The sequence below is a fragment of the Mycobacterium sp. PTI7 genome (assembly GCF_056679845.1).
This window is the reverse complement of record NZ_CM155252.1, coordinates 4964046-4982815: the sequence shown is the minus strand read 5'-3', so window position 1 is coordinate 4982815 and position 18770 is coordinate 4964046. Positions and strand designations below refer to the sequence as shown.

Annotated in this window: 13 protein-coding genes; 4 read left to right on the top strand and 9 right to left on the bottom strand. The window is 72.1% G+C overall.

The features are described from left to right. Positions 1–26: 26 nt before the first annotated feature. The 3 genes from murJ to AC1MEY_RS24080 form a co-directional block, all read right to left on the bottom strand. Entirely contained in the window at positions 27–3635 is a 3609-nt protein-coding gene (murJ, locus tag AC1MEY_RS24090) for a murein biosynthesis integral membrane protein MurJ (protein WP_480227882.1), read from the bottom strand. Continuing rightward, positions 3632–5998 (bottom strand): DUF6049 family protein, encoded by a 2367-nt coding sequence (locus AC1MEY_RS24085; RefSeq protein WP_480231647.1) that lies wholly within the window; start codon positions 5996–5998, stop codon positions 3632–3634. The genes murJ and AC1MEY_RS24085 overlap by 4 nt, the downstream gene beginning before the upstream one ends. 95 nt (positions 5999–6093) lie before the next feature. Then, the gene (locus tag AC1MEY_RS24080) at positions 6094–6978 is read right to left on the bottom strand and encodes an NUDIX hydrolase (RefSeq protein ID WP_480227881.1); all 885 of its coding nucleotides are present in this window, start codon (positions 6976–6978) and stop codon (positions 6094–6096) included. A gap of 173 nt (positions 6979–7151) precedes the next feature. Between AC1MEY_RS24080 and AC1MEY_RS24075 the strand changes: the two genes are divergently transcribed. Beyond that, entirely contained in the window at positions 7152–8564 is a 1413-nt protein-coding gene (locus AC1MEY_RS24075; RefSeq protein WP_480231646.1) for a CCA tRNA nucleotidyltransferase, read from the top strand. 18 nt (positions 8565–8582) lie between these two features. Further along, positions 8583–9074: a pullulanase gene (locus AC1MEY_RS24070; RefSeq protein ID WP_480227880.1), complete on the top strand. Its 492-nt coding sequence runs from the start codon at positions 8583–8585 to the stop codon at positions 9072–9074. Positions 9075–9089: 15 nt separating this feature from the next. Here AC1MEY_RS24070 and AC1MEY_RS24065 read toward each other — a convergent pair whose 3' ends face one another. Next, positions 9090–9866, bottom strand: coding sequence for a TIGR03084 family metal-binding protein (locus tag AC1MEY_RS24065; RefSeq protein ID WP_480227879.1), 777 nt, complete (start codon positions 9864–9866; stop codon positions 9090–9092). A 9-nt stretch (positions 9867–9875) separates the two neighbouring features. Then, positions 9876–11171, bottom strand: coding sequence for an MFS transporter (locus AC1MEY_RS24060; RefSeq protein ID WP_480227878.1), 1296 nt, complete (start codon positions 11169–11171; stop codon positions 9876–9878). Positions 11172–11321: 150 nt separating this feature from the next. Here AC1MEY_RS24060 and AC1MEY_RS24055 point away from each other — a divergent pair, with 150 nt between their 5' ends. Beyond that, positions 11322–11927, top strand: a complete 606-nt coding sequence (locus AC1MEY_RS24055) for a YqgE/AlgH family protein (RefSeq protein ID WP_480227877.1) — start codon at positions 11322–11324, stop codon at positions 11925–11927. Here AC1MEY_RS24055 and AC1MEY_RS24050 read toward each other — a convergent pair. Both AC1MEY_RS24050 and AC1MEY_RS24045 read right to left on the bottom strand, forming a co-directional pair. Then, positions 11924–12277: a hypothetical protein gene (locus tag AC1MEY_RS24050; RefSeq protein ID WP_480227876.1), complete on the bottom strand. Its 354-nt coding sequence runs from the start codon at positions 12275–12277 to the stop codon at positions 11924–11926. The genes AC1MEY_RS24055 and AC1MEY_RS24050 overlap by 4 nt on opposite strands. 55 nt (positions 12278–12332) lie before the next feature. Further along, positions 12333–13220: an LpqN/LpqT family lipoprotein gene (locus tag AC1MEY_RS24045; protein WP_480231645.1), complete on the bottom strand. Its 888-nt coding sequence runs from the start codon at positions 13218–13220 to the stop codon at positions 12333–12335. 227 nt (positions 13221–13447) lie between these two features. On the opposite strand from AC1MEY_RS24045, the gene leuS reads away from it, so the two are divergent. Next, on the top strand, positions 13448–16327 hold the full coding sequence (gene leuS, locus AC1MEY_RS24040) for a leucine--tRNA ligase (RefSeq protein WP_480227875.1): 2880 nt from the start codon (positions 13448–13450) through the stop codon (positions 16325–16327). Positions 16328–16382: 55 nt separating this feature from the next. Here leuS and AC1MEY_RS24035 read toward each other — a convergent pair whose 3' ends face one another. Beyond that, a complete protein-coding gene (locus AC1MEY_RS24035) occupies positions 16383–18062 on the bottom strand; it encodes an amidase (protein WP_480227874.1) in 1680 nt (559 codons plus the stop codon). Next, positions 18059–18724: an SDR family oxidoreductase gene (locus AC1MEY_RS24030; protein ID WP_480227873.1), complete on the bottom strand. Its 666-nt coding sequence runs from the start codon at positions 18722–18724 to the stop codon at positions 18059–18061. Before AC1MEY_RS24030 ends, AC1MEY_RS24035 begins: the two co-directional genes overlap by 4 nt. Positions 18725–18770 lie beyond the last annotated feature (46 nt).

The window sequence follows — 18770 nt, the reverse complement described above, 5'->3', positions numbered from 1 at the left end:
CGCGGTTCAGGCGCTGGGGATGACGGTCAGGACGCCGCCGTGAGCGTGATGTCCGACAGTGCGGTCTCGCTGTCGCCGTTGACGGAGCCCAGGGTGGTGATCCACACCAGCACGTTCGACGTGGGCGCCGCGTCGGCGATGTCGATGGTGTTGGACCCCGTCTTCATGGGGGTGGGCGGGCTCAGCTCCGTGGTGTCGTCCAGCGTCGTCGGGTTGGCCGTCTGCGCGGACCGGATCTGGATCGACGTGCCGGTGCTGTTGAGCGTCAAGGTCACCGATGCCAGCGTGGTCGGCTGGGGGAGCTGCAGCAGCAGACCGACGCCGTTCTTGAACGACGGGAACGGCGCCGGGTCGCTGTAGGTGTCGGTGGGCCAGGCGGTGGCCGGGTTGCCGTCGATGGCCAGCGGCGCATCGGCCGGGTTGTCCGCCTCGCCGCCGGGCGAGAACACCGTCGCACGAACGGGTTTCACCACTCCGGTGTTCGCGGGCGCGGACTCGCTGCCGGGTGCGTTGAGCCCCAGCTCCTGCCGGTCGAGGGGGCCGCCCACGTCGCCGAACAGCCCGCGCAGACCGATCGCCAGCGCGGCGAGCGCGACGATCACGATGACCGCGCCGACGCTGATGCCGATGACGAGGCCCTTGCGCCGACGGGTGCGGGTCTCCGGGTCGCCGTCACCGCGCGGCCGCCGCGCTCGGGGGGTGCCCTCGTCCTCGGGGGCGTCGACGGGGGTGATCAGCTCGGTGCGGTCGGCGACGGCGGTCGCCTGCTGCAGCAGGTTGAGCAGCGTGCCCGCGGTGCGGATGCCGCCGTTCTCCTGCACCGCGCGTGCGGCCGCGGCCGAGATCTGGAACGGGATGTCGCGATCGACGGACCGCGGTTCCACGGGATGACCACCCGAATCCTTTTCGGCCGCGGCCATTCCGCTCGCGACGCCGGTCTCGGGCAGCGGCCAGCGGTCGACCAGGAGTGCGTACAGCGCGGCGCCGATGCCGCGGATGTCGTCCTCGGGCGTCGCCTCGGGCATGGTCGCGGGGAACGCCAGTGCGACGTCACCGTCGATGCTGACGCGCACGCGGCCGGGATGGTCGATCGACAGGGCGACGCCCTCCCGGTGGGCGGCCTCGGCGGCGGCGGCCAGCGACTGGATGGCGCGTGCGCCACCGATCGCCGACGGTGCGGTCTCGGCGACCTCGGCCAGCGACCCGCCACGGATCCACTCGGCGACCACCAGGCCGCCGGAGCCGGTGTGCACCACGTCGAGAACCCGTGCGACACCGGGCATCTCGAGGCGGCTCAGCTTCAGCGTGCGCGCCAGGATCTCCTGGAGTTCCTCGTCGGGCAGGGTGGCCTCGGGGTCGACGAAGGTCAGCGCGACCTGCCGGTCGAGGGCCGTGTCGAGGGCGTGCCAGAACTGCAGGTGCGGCGGCCCGCCGTGGAACACCAGCAGCCGGTAGCGCCCGGCGGCGATGGTGGCGCCGGGGATCAGGTGCACTTCCTCGTCGTCGGTCGCGGCTTCGATCGGCGGCTCGTTCAGCATGCCGAACGACAGCGCCTCGCGGGTGGGGTCGCCGCCGTAGTCGGCGGGCGGGCGACCCGAGACCGGGGGCAGATCGGTCGCCACGTCGGGTTCGAAGTCGTCGGCGGACGGGCGCGGGATGCGAGTGGTCGCGCCGGCGTCGACACCGTCCGCGGAACCACGGGTGGATTCGTCGGTCACCGCTGGTCCTTTCAGGGGTCCCTGCCAAGGTCGGCCTCCGGTGGGCCATACCGGAGGGGCGCCTCGCGTCACCGGCCCGGGTGGGTACGGCGGGCGGGGTTGATTTCTGTGCTCAGAGTACGTGACGGGAGCGTTAGATCCCGGCCGGACGGCCAGTGGCGCGGGGCTCGCGGGCGCCGCCGGGGCAGGGGTTCCGCGACCGAGGCGGCGGCGCACGAAGGCGGCGGCGGACTGCGCCTCGGGCACCTTCGCCGCCAGCAGCACGCCCGCGATGATCGGGAGCATGATCAACCCCAGCACCACCAGTCGCAGCAGCGAGCCTGCGCCGCCGTGGCCGTCGGTCAGCGACTCCAGCCCGAGGAGCTGATCGACGACGTGCGCGAGCAGTCCGGCGCCCATCGAGGCCGCGATGGTGACCAGGATCGTTCGGATCACCGGTAGCCCGATGAGCCGGCCGTCGGCGGGGTTGAGCTTGTTGCGCAGTAGCACGTGCCCGACCGTGGCGCCCGCGATGAAGCCCAGGCCGTTGGCGAGCCCCAGGTATCCGGCCACCAGGTCGGGGTCGTCGGTCAGGTGCGGTGCGGCCAGCGAGGCCGCGATCTTCACGGCCGTGATGACGAGGATCACGCTGATCGGCGTCCACGCCTGCTCGCGCGCGTAGAACACCCGCAGCTGCAGCAGCACCAGTGAGTAGGGGATCAGCGTGAACGCCGACAGGGTGATGGCCATGCCGAGGTAGCCGGCGTCGGTCGACCCGAAGTTGCCGTACGCGAACAGCGCGCTGCCGATCGCCGGACCGCCGACGGTCATGAACGCGACCACCGGGATCATCGTCACCATCGTCAGACGCGTGGCCAGGGACAGGTCGGCGAGCACCGCCGGGGTGTCGTCCGCTGCGGCGTTGCGGGACAGCCGCGGCATCACGACGGTCAGCACCGTCACGCCGATCATGCCGAACGGCAGCATCAGCACGAGCCAGGTGTAGTTGTAGATGGCCGGGCCGGAAGCCGCTGCGTGCGCGGCGATCTGGTTGCCGACGATGAGCCCGATCTGGCTGATCAGGACGTACAGCACCATGGCCGACGCCATCGTCCCGAACTGCTTGAGCCGGTCGTCGACGCCCCAGAGCGGGCGCAGGCTGATGCGCTCCCTGCGGATGGCGACGAGCAGGACCGCGGTCTGGGCGAAGACGCCGAGGGTGGTGCCGATGCCGAGCACCAGCAGCTTGGCGTTGCCCATCTCGACGGGGTTCAGGGACAGTTCGCCGGGCACGATGACGTACAGGCCGAGCGTGGCGATCGCGACGACGTTGTTGACGACCGGTGCCCACGCCGGCGGTCCGAAGACGTTGCGGGTGTTGAGGATTGCCATGAACACCGACGACAACCCGTAGAAGATCACCTGCGGCAGCAGCAGGTAGGCGAAGGCCGTGGTGAGCGACCGGTTCACCTGAGGATCGTCGCCCAGCATCAGCCGGACGAGTACGGGCGCCGCGATCACGGAGATGAGCGTGGCGATCAGCAGCAGCGCCGTGGCGAGCGTGACCAGCCGACGTACGAACGACGTGCCGCCGTCGGCGTCGTCGCGTTCCGCGCGGGCCAGGACGGGCACGAAGATGGCGGTGAAGGTCGCCTCCAGCACCAGCGCGGCGATCATGTTCGGCAGCTGGTTGGCGATGGTGAACGAACTCGACAGTGCCGCACCGAGAATCGCCGCGAGCAGCACGATCCGAATGAACCCCGTGATGCGGCTGACCAGCGTCGCGAGCGCCATGCCCCACGACCGCGACACCACCGCGGCGTCGGAGAGTTCCTTGCGGACGGTGGTCGGTGCGGCCTGACCGGCGCGCCTGCGGGGGGCGGGGCCGCGCGGAATCCGTTGCCGCGGCGGCGCGGGTGACCGCCGGGGCGCGCTCACTCGTCGCCCGGGGCGTGCTTGATGGCGACGTCGAGCGGATCGGACCCGGCACCCAGCCGTTTCGGCTCGGCGAACGCGGGGTCGGCGTCCGCGCGTCCCGGACGGTCGAGGTCGGCGACGTCGGGCTGGCCGCGGAACCGGTGCCACAGGCGTCGGCCGACGAGCAGGAACAGGATGGCGCCCGCCGTCAGCGTGATGAAGAACAGCACCTTGCCGTAGGCGTTGGAGTGGACCGACAGGCGCACGGGCTCGCCGAGCTCGAGGCCGTCGACGGTGCGCAGCGCCACGTCGACCGCCACCCGCTGGGTGAAGTGCACCTCGATCGGCACGCGCAGCGGCAGATATCCGGGCGGCAACTCGATCTCGCCCATGTCGGTGACCGTCATGCCGGGTGGGGCGTCGACGTCGAGCCGCACGCGGATGGGGACGGGCAGGTCGTTGCGCAGCGCCAGCGGCAGCGGGCTGCGCTCGGTCGCGAGGGTGTAGGAGCCGCCGGGGTTGACGATCGACACCGCGCCGAACAGGTCGTCGATGGTGGTGGCGGCGCGGCGCACCCGCTGCTCGCCGAGCCCGTTGCGGGCGTCGGGCGGCACCGACTGGCTGAGCGCCCGCAGCATGTCCTCGCGCAGCGGCGCGGTGTACTGCGTCCCCGTCAGGCCGGTGCGCTCGTCGGTGGTGAGCGCCGACGTCAGCCCCCACAGCCGTGCGGTGGCACCCGAGATGTCGCCGGTCAGGGCGCCACTGATCTGCGACCGCGGGTTGCCGAGGCCGTCGGGCGGCAGCGAATCATCGGCGGCGGGGGCGGTGTTCAGGGTGTCGGCGATCGCGGCGGCGAACGGCCGCGGTGCGGTGAGTCCGGCGCGGATCGACGTGCTGAGCGCGGACAGCAGCGCGCCGGCGTCGTCGGGCTGCAGGTCCCACGTCAGCGGCGGCATCAGGATCTCGGTGCGCGGGCCGGCCGCCGGGCTCAGGCCGCGCCACAGCATCGCGGCTAGCGCGTCCTGGCGGCGGGCGATCAGCGAGTCGTGCTGCAGCGGGACCTCGAGGGATGCATCGAGGTACGACGGCGACGCGGGCTTGGGACCGACGCCGGCCAGGGCGGCGCCGACCGTCGGGTCGAACGGCGCCGTGACCACCTGCGGTCCGTACCGGCGCGGTGCGAGGTCGGCGTCCGGTTGCTCGCCCGAGGCCGAGTCCTGCGCGACGTACTGCGGCGCGGCCACCGCGACCGTCGGCCCCCGAGCGGACAGCAGCCGCACCGCCGGGCCGGTCAGCGGACCGTCACCGAGGAGCGTCGCCCCGCGCACGGACTGCACGCCGAGGATCTGGTCGACCACGTCGGCCGCCTCGGTGGTCGCGATCGCGGCGAGGCCCGGGTCGCCGACCCGCTGCAGTGCGGTGAGGTCGGCCTGCGCGTACGTCGACGTCGTCACGCACATCCGCTCGGCCAGTGTCCGGAGCCGGCCCAGCCAGTTGACGGCGGCCTCCTGACCGGTGCCCGGCACGGTGGCTCCGGCGATTCCCGCGTCGGGGGTGTCGACCACCACGTAGCCCGCGGTCATCGCGTTGACCGTGACCAGCAGGTCGGGGTCCACGGCCAGACACGTTGCGGCCCGCACCCTGCCGTCGGGGTCGACGGGTGGGCTGGTCGCGAAGTCGGCGGCTCCGAGCAGGGTGTCGAGACGGCCGCCGGCGCTCAGCGACGCGGCGAGGTCGTCGTCGACGAGCCGCACGGGGGTGGTGCCGCCGGGGACGCCCGCGGCCAGCCGCGGCCGGTCGGCGAGCGGCCAGAGCATGGTCACCTGGACCGGTCGCGACGTGTCGGGGGGCACCACGGCCGACACCGGATCGGCGGGTTCGGCCGACGGGTCGGGCGGCACGCCGAGGACCGGCAGCAGGAAGCGGGCGTCGTCGAGTCGGGCCGGAGCGCCGTAGTCGGGGGTGCCGTTGACGTTGACGAGCACGGGGTACACGCCGGGCTGCGCGATCCGCAGCGACGGGCCCGCGGCCGAGCGCAGCGGGTAGGTGAGCGTGAACGGGACGCTCTCGCCCTGGTTGAGTTCCGGTGCGACGGTGATGAAGTCGGCCACCGGCTGGTATTGGTCACCGCTGCCGGCGAGGTTGGTGCGCAGGCCCGCGGAGGTGGACACCGCGTCGGCGTGTTCGAGGCGCACCACCACGTCGCGCACCGCGCGGTCGCCGACGTTGGCCACCCGGCCGGTGACCGTGACGAGTGGACCGCTGGCCGTGTCGACGATCTCGGGCGTGACGCCGTCGACGCTGATCTTGAGGAACTGGGTGGTGCCGGGTTCACCGGCGGCGGCGTGCGGCAGCAGGGCGGGCGCGCACACCAGGGTGAGCATGACGAGCGCGGCCACGAGGCGGGCGACGGCGGCGCGCGCCGTGCGGGATCGAGCGGCCGGGTTCGCCTCCCGGGACCTCGCCCGGAACGGCGGAGTCATGGGCTCTGGCCGCAGCCGTTCGCCCGCCGACCGGGCCGCATCTTCCCGCGGTCGCCCCGCTCGACGGCGGGGGTGGCGTCGCCTCGGTCCGCCGTGCGCGGCTGCTGCGAGGCGTCGTCGGGTCGACGGCGGGTGTGCGAGTGGGTCTGCGGTCGGCGCCGCGGTGCGGTCCGCGGCAGCGGCGGCAGGGATCCCGGTCCGTCGGTGTGCAGCTTGTCGATCAGTTCGCCGGCGACCTTGGCGAGCTTGCGCTCGTCGGCGTAGGCCAGTCGGGAGGGGAGGTCGCGCAGCGGCACCCAGGCGACCTCGGTGACCTCCATGTCCTCGTCGGACAGCTCTCCGCCGAGGAATCGCATGAGGTAGTGGTGCACCGTCTTGTGCACGCGCCGGCCCTCGGTGACGAACCAGTAGTCGATGCTGCCCAGCGCGGCGAGCACGCTGCCCTCGATGCCGGTCTCCTCGGCGACTTCGCGGATCGCGGTCTGCTCGGCGGTCTCACCCATCTCGATGTGGCCCTTGGGCAGTGACCACAGCATGCGGCCGCGCCGGTCGATGCGGCCGATCAGCGCCGCGACCTGGCGCTCCTTCGGGCCGTCGATGCCGTCGATGACGAGGCCGCCCGCCGACGTCTCGTGGACCGTGCGGAGCCGCTCGGGCGGGCGGCGCGGGGCGTTGCGGTGGCCGGCAGGGGAGGGGATCGGCGTCGGTACGGATGCGGGCGTGGGGGAGGGCACGGCGCGGATCGGGGGCCTGGGCGTGGGGGTGTCGGACGTGGGTGTCGTCACGTCGCCGGGGGTGCCGGCCTCGGGCGGCCCTGCCGAGCGTCGGCCGCGGCGCCTTCCCCGGCGCCGTCGCGGTTTGGCCCGTTCGCCCTCCGACACCCAAGCGATAGTAGTTGCCACCTGCCTTCCACCCTCCCGCCACTCGCCGTTGGTGCCTGGCTGATGCCCAGTCGTTACGCTGCGCGCTCGCTCGGTGGGCCGCCCGCGAGGCACTAAGCTCATCGCACGTGCCGAACGACGTAAGCGCCGATGCCGCGCTGCTGGCCGCCGCGATGCGCGCGTTGGCGCCCCACGGGCCCCTGCTCACCGAGTTGGGCACGCTGTTCGCCGAGGCGGGTCACGAGCTGTACCTGGTGGGCGGCAGCGTCCGGGACGCGGTCCTCGACCGGCAGGTCACCGACCTCGACTTCACCACGAGTGCCCGCCCCGCCGACATCCAGAAGACCATCCGGCGCTGGGCCGACGGGCTGTGGGACACCGGCATCGACTTCGGCACGATCGGCGCCACCAAGGGCGAGCACCGCATCGAGATCACCACGTTCCGCGCCGACAGCTACGACCAGGTGTCGCGCAATCCGACGGTCGAGTTCGGGGAGCGCCTCGACGACGACCTCGTCCGGCGCGACTTCACCGTCAACGCGATGGCGATCGAACTCACCACTGCCGGGATCGGCGCGTTCCACGACCCGCTGAACGGGCTCACCGCGGCGCGCGACCGGGTGCTCGACACCCCGTCGGCGCCGGAGGTGTCGTTCGGCGACGATCCGCTGCGGATGCTGCGGGCGGCGCGCTTCGTCTCGCAGCTGGAGTTCACGGTGGCACCCCGGGTGCGCGACGCGATGGAGCGGATGGCCGATCAGCTCGGTCGGATCACCGCGGAGCGGGTCGCCGCCGAACTCGACAAGCTGCTGCTCGGTGCCGATCCCACCGCGGGCCTGGACCTGATGGTCGAGACCGGACTGGGCGCCGTCGTCCTGCCCGAGGTCGGCGACATGCGGATGGCCATCGACGAGCACCATCAGCACAAGGACGTCTACCAGCACTCGCTGACGGTGCTGCGGCAGGCGATCGACCTCGAGGAGCCCGGCGGGTCCCCGGACCTGGTGTTGCGGTGGGCGGCGCTGCTGCACGACATCGGCAAGCCGGGCACCCGGCGCCACGAGCCCGACGGCGGCGTCAGCTTCCACCACCACGAGGTGGTCGGGGCCAAGCTGGCGCGCAAGCGGATGCGCGCGTTGAAGTACAGCAAGCAGATGGTCGACGACGTCTCCCAGCTGGTGTACCTGCACCTGCGCTTCCACGGGTACGCCGACGGCAACGGCTCCGGGAAGTGGACCGATTCCGCGGTGCGCCGGTACGTCACCGACGCCGGCCCGCTACTGAACCGGCTGCACAAGCTGGTGCGCGCGGACTGCACCACCCGCAACAAGCGGCGCGCGGCGCGGTTGCAGGCCAACTACGACGACCTCGAGCACCGGATCGCCGACCTGGCCGCCAGCGAGGACCTCGCGCGGGTCCGTCCGGACCTCGACGGCAACGAGATCATGCGGATCCTCGGCATCCCGGCGGGGCCGCTCGTCGGCCAGGCGTGGAACCACCTCAAGGAGCTGCGGCTGGACCGCGGGCCGCTCGATCACGACGAGGCGGTGGCCGAACTTCACCGGTGGTGGAACGCCAGGAGCTAGCGGCGCGTCCTAACTTGCATGGACTACTGCCTGGGTGACGGTGACGGCTCGGCGACCATGTGGACGGTCGACCCCGGACTCGACGTCGACGGGGACGGCGCGATGGACGCGTTCGGCCTGGACTTCGACGGCGACGGCCTGGTCGACGACGCGCTCGCCGACCTCGATGGCGACGGCGTCGTGGACCACGCGGTGCTCGACGCCGGGGTCGACGGCGAGCGGCGCTTCACCGACGACGGTTCCGGCACCTGGGCGGTGAGCGCCGAGCGGGGAGCCCAACTGCGGTGGTTCGCGCTGGACGGCGCCGAGTCGGTGGGTGGGCCGCTGGTGGACTTCGACGGCGACGGCGCCACCGACGACCGCGTGCTCGACGGCGACCGGGACGGGCTCGCCGACCGTGCGGTCGCCGGCTCCGAGGCCTTCGTGGACGCCGACGGCGACGGGCGGTGGGACGTCAGGCTGTCGGACTCCGATGGCGACGGCGCGGCGGATTCGGCCGGCTCGCCCTAGTTGACGGCGAGCGCCCTAGCGCCCGGCCCCGGGCGGACCCGCGAACGCCTGCGCGATGGTCAGCCACCGTGCGGCGTCGTCGCCGACGGCGGTCACGTCGAGGTCGACCGGCGGACGACGCTGGGTCACCAGCATGCAGAAGTCCTCGGCCGAGCCGGTGACGCGCTGCTCGGCGTCGTCGGGCCCCCACGACCAGGTGTCGCCGTCGGGAGCGTTCAGTTCCACGTGAAACGGAACCTGCGGCGGAGTGAGGCCGTGCACGGTGAACGCGAAGTCGCGGGTGCGCACGCCGATGTGTGCGATCGACTTCAGCCGGGCGGTCGGCGGGCGCCGTACGCCGACGGCGTCGGCCACGTCGAGGCCGTGCGCCCAGGTCTCCATCAGACGTGCGGTCGCCATCGAGGTGGCGCTCATCGGCGGTCCGAACCACGGCAGCTTGCGGCCGGACTCGACGAGCGGAAGCTGGTCGTGCAGGGTGCGTCGGGTGGCGCGCCAGTCGGCGAGCAGCTCGGCCGGTGGCATGGCGGCCAGTTCCTCGGCGCCCGCGTCGACGAAACCGGTCGGGTTCTGGGCGGCCTCGGTCAGCAGGTCGGTGAACCCGGCCTCGTCGGTCACCGAGACCACCGCGACCCGGTCGGTCCACAGCAGGTGCGCGATCTGGTGGGCGACGGTCCAGCCGGCTGCGGGTGTCGGGGTGTGCCAGCCCTCGTCGGACAGTCCGGCGACGATGTCGTCCAGTTCGTCGCTCTCGGCCCGCAGGTCGGCGACGGTGCTCGTCAGGGCGTCGGCCATGGCGTCACCCTAGACGGGCGGTGCGGCGGGTCGCGCTCGCCTGCTGATGGTCAGGTGCCCGATCAGGCCGAGCACGTAGACCACGGCGCCGGCGATCGCGAGGCCCGGCGAGTCCCCGTCGTCGGGGATCACGGTGGCGGCGGCGCTGATGGCGCCGATGAACGACACCCAGAACAGCGAGTCCTGCACGGTGAACACGTGTCCGCGCAGGGCGTCGTCGACGTCGATCTGCATGGCGGTGTCGGCGCACAGCTTGACCACCTGTCCGAGCGCGCCGAGCAGGAAGCCGCAGACCGTCATCACGGGTAGGTGCAGTCCGGCGCCGGCGAGCTGCACCACGGCCGCGGCGCCGAGCGCCCAGCTCGCCGTCGCGAACCGCCCCCACCGGCCCACCACGGTCGGCGTCAGCAGCGTCGCCAGGAACGAGCCCAGGCCCGTCGCCGCCACGAACAGCACCACGGTGCCGAACCCTGCGACGTCGGTCGTCCCGCTGTGCCGGACCAGGATGAGCACCAGCAGGGTGTTGATGCCGAAGACGACGCGGTGCGACGCCAGGCCGGTGAGGGTGGCCGCCACCGTCGGCACCGCGGCGACGGTGCGCAGGCCGTAGCCCCAGCCCGTCGCGACCACGTACGCGACCGATCCGTGCACGGCGCGGCCGCTGTCGTCGGGTCCGAGTGCGTGCGGCTTGAACCGGATGGAGAACCACAGCGCCAGCGCGACCGGCACGGCGGCGCTGAAGATGATCACCGAGGCGCCGGTGTCGCCGGATCCGAACAGCCATCGCGGTAGCAGCATGAAGTTGGCCCCGGCGAAGGTGGCGACCGCGCCCGCCGCCGTCGCGACCGAGTTCATGGTCACGACCTGTTCGCGCGGGACGACGTGCGGCAGCGCCGCGGACAGGCCCGACGAGACGAACCGCGTGAACCCGTTGACGACCAGCGCGCCGCACAGGATGGCGAGGTCGCCGGCTCCGAAGGCCAGCAGCGTGGCGACCGCCAGCATCAGCAGCAGCCGCACCGAGTTCGCACCCACCATCACCAGCCGCCGGTCCCAGCGGTCCAGCAGCGCGCCGGCGAACGGGCCAAGCAGCGAATAGGGCAGGAAGAGCACCGCGAAGGCACCCGCGATCGCGGATGCGCTGGCGGCGCGCTCGGGGTTGAACAGCAGCGCTCCGGCCAGGGCCGCCTGGAACAGGCCGTCGCCGAACTGGCTGACCACCCGCAGTTCGAGGAGGCGCTTGAACTCCGGGAGGACGCGAAGCGACCGCAGGAGGGCCACGTGCCTACCCGGGCGACTCTGCATTCCTGACACTTCCGGTTCCGATCCGTGGGACACGACGATTGTTCGACCGGCGATCGGCGACCAGATCCACCCTACAAACGTCGCGGACACTCGGTGGCGACGCCGTGGATGTTCGCCTCCGGTGACGGCCCCTGGTGACATGATGGGCGGGTGGCGCAGTCAGACGATCCGGACGACTACCTCGCGCCTGCGGCGCAGCGGGTCCGGGCAGGGACGTTGTTGCTGGCGAACACCGACCTGCTGGAGCCGACGTTCCGTCGCAGCGTCATCTACGTCGTCGAGCACAACGACGGCGGCACCCTCGGCGTGGTGCTGAACCGGCCGAGCGAGACGCCGGTCTACAACGTCCTCCCGCAGTGGACCAAGTTGGCGTCGAAGCCGAAGACGATGTTCGTCGGCGGACCGGTCAAGCGGGACGCCGCGCTGTGCCTGGCGACGCTGCGGGTGGGCATGGACGCCAACAAGGTGCCCGGGCTGCGACCCGTCCAGGGCCGCATCGCGATGGTCGACCTCGACATCGACCCCGATTCGATCGCCGCGGTGGTCGAGGGCCTGCGGATCTACGCCGGGTACTCGGGCTGGACCATCGGTCAGCTGGAGGGCGAGATCGAGCGCGACGACTGGATCGTGCTGTCGGCGCTGCCGGCCGACGTGCAGGTGGAGCCGCGCGTCGACCTGTGGTCACGGGTGCTGCGGCGCCAGCCGCTGCCGCTGTCGATGCTGGCGACGCACCCGATCGACGTCAGCCGGAACTAGCCCGCGTCGCAGGACAGCGTGCACGACGCGCAGGCACCGCCACTGCCGCAGCCGCCGCCTGCGGGTTGGGCCGCCTCGAGGCGCGCCACCGACCGGGCGGCCTGGTAGCACCCCGCGCCGATGGTGCCCACGGCACCGACCGCGCAGATCACCAGCAGCAGCACCGACGCCCCGGCGAGTGCGGCCGCACCGCCCGCGGCGAGCATCACGGCCCCGGCCAGCTGGGTGGGTGCGACGGCCCGCAGCACCTGGGTGACCACGTCACCCGTGCGGGGACGCGACAGCAACCAGAGGCCTGCACCGGCGACCACGACGGCCGCGCACAGGCACAGCACCGCGGCGATCATCACGCCGTCGACAATACGAGCCCCGCCCCCGGATCGTCACATCCGGGGACGGCCGCTGCTAGCTCGGGACCGCGGCGGGCGCCGGGAGGACCGGGGCCGGCGCGGGCGGTACGGGCGGCGCGTCGGGTGAGGTGACGCGGAAGCCGTTGACGATGGCGTCCGTCGCGTTGCCCGCCGCCACCGTCACCTGAGCGCTCGTGGTCACCGACAGCGACACCAGGTAGCGGTCGGGGCCGGACTGGGCGATGACGTTGCGCCGCGACGTGTTGAGCGTCATGTTGTTCTGCCGGTAGGTGCCCTCGATGACCGACGACGGCATGCCGCCGAAGTCCGCGAGCGAGCCGTCGGTGGAGCGCCAGGCGGGCAGCTGCTGGTTGTCGATGAAGCCGTGGCTGATCGCTTCCTTGGGGTCGAAGTCGCCGACCAGCTTGTAGACCGTCAGCGCGGCGTTGGAGGTGTAGAGGCCGTCGCCGCCGAGGCGGTCGGCGATCACGGCGAAGGCGTCGGGCACGTTGGGGTCGGGCACGTGGCTCCAGCCCTGCGGCAGCGGCAGCACGATGTTGAGCGCGGTGAAGCCGTTGCTCACCTGCGGTTCCATCGCCACGTTCTTGGACCGCAGGAAGTCGGCGATGGTGCCCGACGTGGCGGGCGTGATGGTCGGCACCGGGGGCGCGACCGGCAGGGCCGGTGCGGGGACGGTCCCTGCGAGGCCCGTCGCAGCCGGGCCCTGGGCGGCCACCACGGGGGAGATGCCGGCGGCGGCGGGTGCCGCGGGGACGCCTGCCTGCACGGTGACCGTCTGGGTGACGGTGGCGGGGGCGGGCTGCGGGGGGATCGGGAGGCTGGGTTCGGCCGAGGCGGTGGTGCCTGCGAAGCCGAGCACGCCGGCGACGCCTACGGCGACACCTCCCGTGACGAGCCCCCAACGGCGGGCATTGGAGAACATCTCGTGGCGGTCCTTCCGAAAAAACGGTGCGTCGGCCGCGCTCGTCACGCGCGATCCGACGCTGGTCAGGCGCCGACCATAACCGCGTCCGAGGCCCGGGCTCTACGGCCGGAACCCACCTGCAACCGACCCCTCACCGGTCTGCAACGGAACCGATACCAAGCCGGGCCGGCCGATGCCCGCTCCCGGCACGTGCGGGGGTACTCGTGGGCCCGCGGCGGCCGGCGATGACTACCCTGTTCACCGTGACTGACCTGCCCGTCGACGCCTCGGACACCCCCAAGCACCGCTACAACGCGGACCTCGCAGGGGTGATCGAGCAGCAGTGGCAGGAGGCCTGGGCCGAGCGCGGCACGTTCCACGTGCCCAATCCGGTCGGCTCGTTGGCCCCGACCGACGGGTCCGCGGTACCCGCGGACAAGATGTTCGTGCAGGACATGTTCCCGTACCCCTCGGGCGAGGGACTGCACGTCGGGCACCCGCTGGGCTACATCGCCACCGACGTCTACGCCCGCTACTTCCGGATGACCGGGCGCAACGTGCTGCACGCGCTGGGCTTCGACGCGTTCGGTCTGCCCGCCGAGCAGTACGCGGTGCAGACGGGCACGCATCCGCGCACCCGCACCGAGGCGAACATCGTCAACTTCCGTCGCCAGCTCGGCCGCCTGGGGCTGGGCCACGACGCCCGGCGCAGCTTCTCCACCACCGACGTCGACTTCTACGAGTGGACGCAGTGGATCTTCCTGCAGATCTTCAACGCCTGGTTCGACCCGGCCGTCCAGAAGGCCCGTCCGATCGACGAGCTGATCGCCGAGTTCGATTCGGGTGCAAGGCCACTGGACGACGGCCGGTCCTGGTCCGAGCTGTCCGAGGGCGAGCGGCGCGACGTCGTCGACTCCTTCCGCCTGGTGTACAGGGCCGACTCGATGGTCAACTGGTGCCCGGGTCTGGGCACCGTGCTGGCCAACGAGGAGGTCACCTCGGAGGGCCGCAGCGACCGCGGCAACTTCCCGGTGTTCCGGAAGCGTCTGCGCCAGTGGATGATGCGCATCACCGCCTACTCCGATCGGCTGCTGGAGGACCTCGACGTCCTGGACTGGCCGGACAAGGTCAAGGCGATGCAGCGCAACTGGATCGGGCGCTCCACCGGTGCCGAGGTCCGGTTCGCCACCGATGCCGGCGACATCGACGTGTTCACCACCCGCCCCGACACGCTGTACGGCGCCACGTACATGGTGCTGGCGCCGGAGCACCACCTGGTCGACGCGCTGGTGGCGGAGCAGTGGCCCGACCGTACCGACGAGCGCTGGACCTACGACGCGGCGACGCCCGCCGAGGCCGTCGCGACCTACCGCACCGCCATCGCGGCCAAGTCCGACCTCGAGCGCCAGGAGAACAAGACCAAGACCGGCGTCTTCACCGGCGCGCACGCCACCAATCCGGTGAACGGGCAACGCGTTCCGGTCTTCATCGCCGACTACGTGCTGGCCGGCTACGGCACCGGCGCGATCATGGCGGTCCCCGGTCACGACCCCCGCGACTGGGAGTTCGCGCGCGCGTTCGGTCTGCCGGTCGTGGAGGTCATCTCCGGCGGCGACGTCACCGAGGCGGCGTACACCGGTGACGGGACGATCGTGAACTCCGGCGACCTCGACGGCCTGAGCATCGCGTCGGCCAAGGAGGCCGTGATCAACCGGCTGGAGGCCGAGGGCCGCGGACGGGCCCGCATCGAATACAAGCTGCGGGACTGGTTGTTCGCGCGTCAGCGCTACTGGGGCGAGCCGTTCCCGATCGTCTACGACGCCGACGGCCGTGCTCACCCGCTGCCCAACGCCGCGCTGCCGGTGGAACTCCCGGACATCCCCGACTACGCGCCCGTGCAGTTCGATCCAGACGACGCCGACAGCGAGCCGTCACCCCCGCTGGGCAAGGCGACCGACTGGGTGAACGTCGAACTCGACCTGGGCGACGGCCTGAAGCCCTACACCCGCGACACCAACGTCATGCCGCAGTGGGCGGGCAGCTCCTGGTACGAGTTGCGCTACGCAGACCCGCACAACTCGGAGACGTTCTGCGACAAGGAGAACGAGGCGTACTGGATGGGCCCGCGGCCCGCCGAGCACGGCGCGAGCGATCCCGGCGGCGTCGACCTGTACGTCGGTGGCGTCGAACACGCGGTGCTGCACCTGCTGTACTCGCGGTTCTGGCACAAGGTGCTCCACGACCTCGGGCACGTCAGCTCGCGTGAGCCGTACCGCCGGCTGGTCAACCAGGGGTACATCCAGGCGTTCGCGTACACCGATTCGCGGGGCTCGTACGTCGAGGCGTCGAAGGTGATCGAGCGCGACGGCAGGTTCTTCTACCCGGAGGAGCGCGGGGGGGACGTTGAAGAAGTGCAGGTGTTCCAGGAGTTCGGCAAGATCGGCAAGAGCCTGAAGAACTCCGTGTCGCCCGACGAGATCTGCGACGGCTACGGCGCCGACACCCTGCGCGTCTACGAGATGTCGATGGGTCCGCTGGAGGCGTCGCGGCCGTGGGCCACCAAGGACGTCGTCGGCGCGTACCGCTTCCTGCAGCGCGTGTGGCGCGTGGTGGTGGACGAGGAGACCGGCGTCGAGAAGGTCGCCGACCACGAGGCCGTCGACGACGAGACGTTGCGGCTGCTGCACCGCACCATCGCCGGGGTCGCGGAAGACTATGCGGCGCTGCGCAACAACACTGCGGCGGCCAAGCTCATCGAGTACACCAACCACCTGACGAAGGCGGGCGTGACGGCGCGTCCGGCCGTCGAGCCGCTCGTCCTGATGGTCGCCCCGCTGGCGCCGCACCTGGCCGAGGAACTGTGGAAGCGCCTCGGCCACGACACGTCGCTGGCACACGGTCCGTTCCCGGTCGCCGATCCGGCCTACCTCGTCGAGGACACCGTCGAGTACCCGGTGCAGGTCAACGGCAAGGTGCGTGGGCGGATCACGGTGGCCGCCGATGCCGACGCCGACGCGGTGGAGGCCGCCGCGCTGGCCGACGAGAAGGTGGCGGCGTTCCTCGCGGGCGCCACGCCCAAGAAGCTGATCGTGGTCGCCGGCCGCCTGGTGAACATCGTCGTCTGACTCGCGATTCGTGCACCCGCAGCCGCGGTGAGCGCGGTTGCGCGTGCACAGGTCGCTAGAGCGGAGGCGTCCGCGGCGGGGGAGTGCGGCGCGGGCCGAGGGCCTCGAACGCGGCGGCGTAGCCGAGCAGCGCGACGTCGTCGTAGGCGCGGCCCGCGAACGTCAGCCCCACGGGCATGCCGATGTCGGCCATCGTCCCCATCGGCACGGTGACGGTCGGGATGCCGAGATGGCGGATCGCGAGGTTGCCGTTGGCCACCCACACGCCGTTGCGCCAGCCGAGGTCCGCCGAGTCCGGGTTGACGTCCATGTCGGCGGGGCCCACGTCGGCGACCGCCGGGAACACGACCGCGTCCAAACCCGCTGCGGCGAGCCATTCCTCGAGGTCGACCCGGCGGGTCTCCTCCAGTCCGCGGAGTCCGTCGGCGAGACCGGGGATGGCCAGGAACGAGTCGATCGGGTGCTCGCGCAGGAACGCGGGGTACTCGTTGATGTCGTCGTCGAAGCCGGTGTACCGGTCGGGCAGTGCGCCGTCCGGGTGCGGGAAGATCGTGCCGCCCACGTCGGCGAGGGACGACAGTACGGGATCGCCGTTGGCACGCAGGAAGTCGTCCCACGCCCACGCCGACAGGTCCCAGATCTCGCGCCTGAGGAACTCGGGGTCGATCAGGCCGCGGGTGCCGATCGTCGGCGCACTCGCGCGGTCGCCCTCGTAGTTGCTCACCACCGGGAAGTCGACCTCGACCACCGTGGCGCCGGCCGCCTCGAGGTCACGACGTGCGGCGTCGAACAGCGCGAGAACCGATGGGCGCGTGTCGATCCGCCGCCCGGTCGGCCCGCCGATGCCCGTCGCACCCACGCCCGCGTCGGAGTCGGTGCCGACGTACATCCGCGGGACGCCGAACCGTACGCCGGTGAGGTCCCGCGGGGGCAGGTCGCGGAGGGAGGCCGGTCGGACGTCGTCCACGCGGGGCAGCTGCACCCACGGTTGCGCGCGCCAGAAGTCGCCGCGGGTGTCGGGGTCCTCGACGACCACGACGTCGAGCACCTCGAGGAGGTCGGCCATCGACCGGGTCTGCGGCACGACGACGTCCATGGTGGGCACCAGCGGCCAGCCGCCGCGGGTCGAGATCAGGCCGCGCGACGGGGTGTAGGCGCACAGCGCGTTGTTCGACGCGGGACCGCGGCCCGACGACCACGTCTCCTCTCCGATCCCGAACGCGCACAGGGACGCCGCGGTCGCGGTGCCCGAGCCGTTCGACGAGCCCGAACCGAACGGCGCGGTGAGATGGTGGGCGCTGTAGGGACTCTCGGCCCGGCCGTACACGCCGCGCTGCATGCCGCCGTTGGCCATCGGCGGCATGTTCGTCAGGCCGATCAGCACGGCGCCGGCGGCGCGCAACCGGTCGATCACGAACGCATCGTGCTGCGCCACCAGGTCGGCGAACGCGGGGCTGCCCGCGGCGACGGTCAGCCCGCGGGCCAGGTAGCTGTCCTTCGCGGTGTACGGGATGCCGTCGAGCGGACCGAGGGTGCGGCCCGCGGCGCGGCGGGCATCGGAGGCGGCGGCTGCGGCGTGGGCGCCGGGGTCGCGCACCACCACCGCGTTGAGGTCGCCGTCGTAGGCGTCGATGCGGGCGAGGTAGGCGTCGAGCAGCCCGACCGCGCTCGTCCGGCCGGTGTCCAGCGCGTCGCGGAGCGCGGCGATCGAGGCCTCGTGGACGTCGATGGTCATCGCGGCCGGATGATCACTTCGTGGACGTGCCCGTCCGGCGGCGTCGCGATCGCCTGCGCGACCGACTGTGCGACGGTCTCGGCGGTGAGGAACTGCTCGGGCACGTAGTCACGCTCCTCATAGGCGATCAGGTCGCGCTGCATGTCGGTGTCGATGCGGCCGGGATGTATCGAGGTGACCCGCAGGTCCTTCTCGTCGGCGCGCAGCGAGTCCGCGAACGATCGCAGCGCGAACTTGCTCGCCGAGTACGACGCGAGGCCGGGGGAGGCGTTGATCCCCGACCCGGAGTTGATGAACACGACGTGCCCGCGGGCGGCGCGCAGCGCGGGCAGCAGCGCCAGCGTCAACGCGACCGGTCCGACGACGTTGACCTCGAGCGTCGCCCGCCACTGCTCGGGCACGGTCTCGGCCACGCGGCCCGGGTAGGCGACGCCCGCGTTGTGGATCAGCACGTCGAGTTCGGTGATGGCCTCGACCACCGTCTCCACGTCCTCGGTGTCGGCCAGGTCCATCGGCCACGTGGTGGCGCCGTACAGCTCGGCGACCTCGTCGAGGCGCCGTGACGGGCGGCCGGCCAGGAACAGCGTGTGGGTGGGCGCCAGGGCGGCGGCGATGGCCTTGCCAAGGCCCGCCGAGGCGCCGGTGATCATCGCGGTAGGCACCCGTCAGAGGTTACCGACCTGCACACTCGCCCGCTTCGTCGCATGA

Excerpts from the sequence above, each read along its gene's own strand:
- AC1MEY_RS24085 (WP_480231647.1), bottom strand. The coding sequence starts at position 5,998 with ATGCTCACCCTGGTGTGCGCGCCCGCCCTGCTGCCGCACGCCGCCGCC.
- AC1MEY_RS24075 (WP_480231646.1), top strand. The coding sequence starts at position 7,152 with ATGCGCGCGTTGGCGCCCCACGGGCCCCTGCTCACCGAGTTGGGCACG.
- AC1MEY_RS24070 (WP_480227880.1), top strand. The coding sequence starts at position 8,583 with ATGGACTACTGCCTGGGTGACGGTGACGGCTCGGCGACCATGTGGACG.
- AC1MEY_RS24065 (WP_480227879.1), bottom strand. The coding sequence starts at position 9,866 with ATGGCCGACGCCCTGACGAGCACCGTCGCCGACCTGCGGGCCGAGAGC.
- AC1MEY_RS24060 (WP_480227878.1), bottom strand. The coding sequence starts at position 11,171 with ATGCAGAGTCGCCCGGGTAGGCACGTGGCCCTCCTGCGGTCGCTTCGC.
- AC1MEY_RS24045 (WP_480231645.1), bottom strand. The coding sequence starts at position 13,220 with ATGTTCTCCAATGCCCGCCGTTGGGGGCTCGTCACGGGAGGTGTCGCC.
- leuS (WP_480227875.1), top strand. The coding sequence starts at position 13,448 with ATGACTACCCTGTTCACCGTGACTGACCTGCCCGTCGACGCCTCGGAC.
- AC1MEY_RS24035 (WP_480227874.1), bottom strand. The coding sequence starts at position 18,062 with ATGACCATCGACGTCCACGAGGCCTCGATCGCCGCGCTCCGCGACGCG.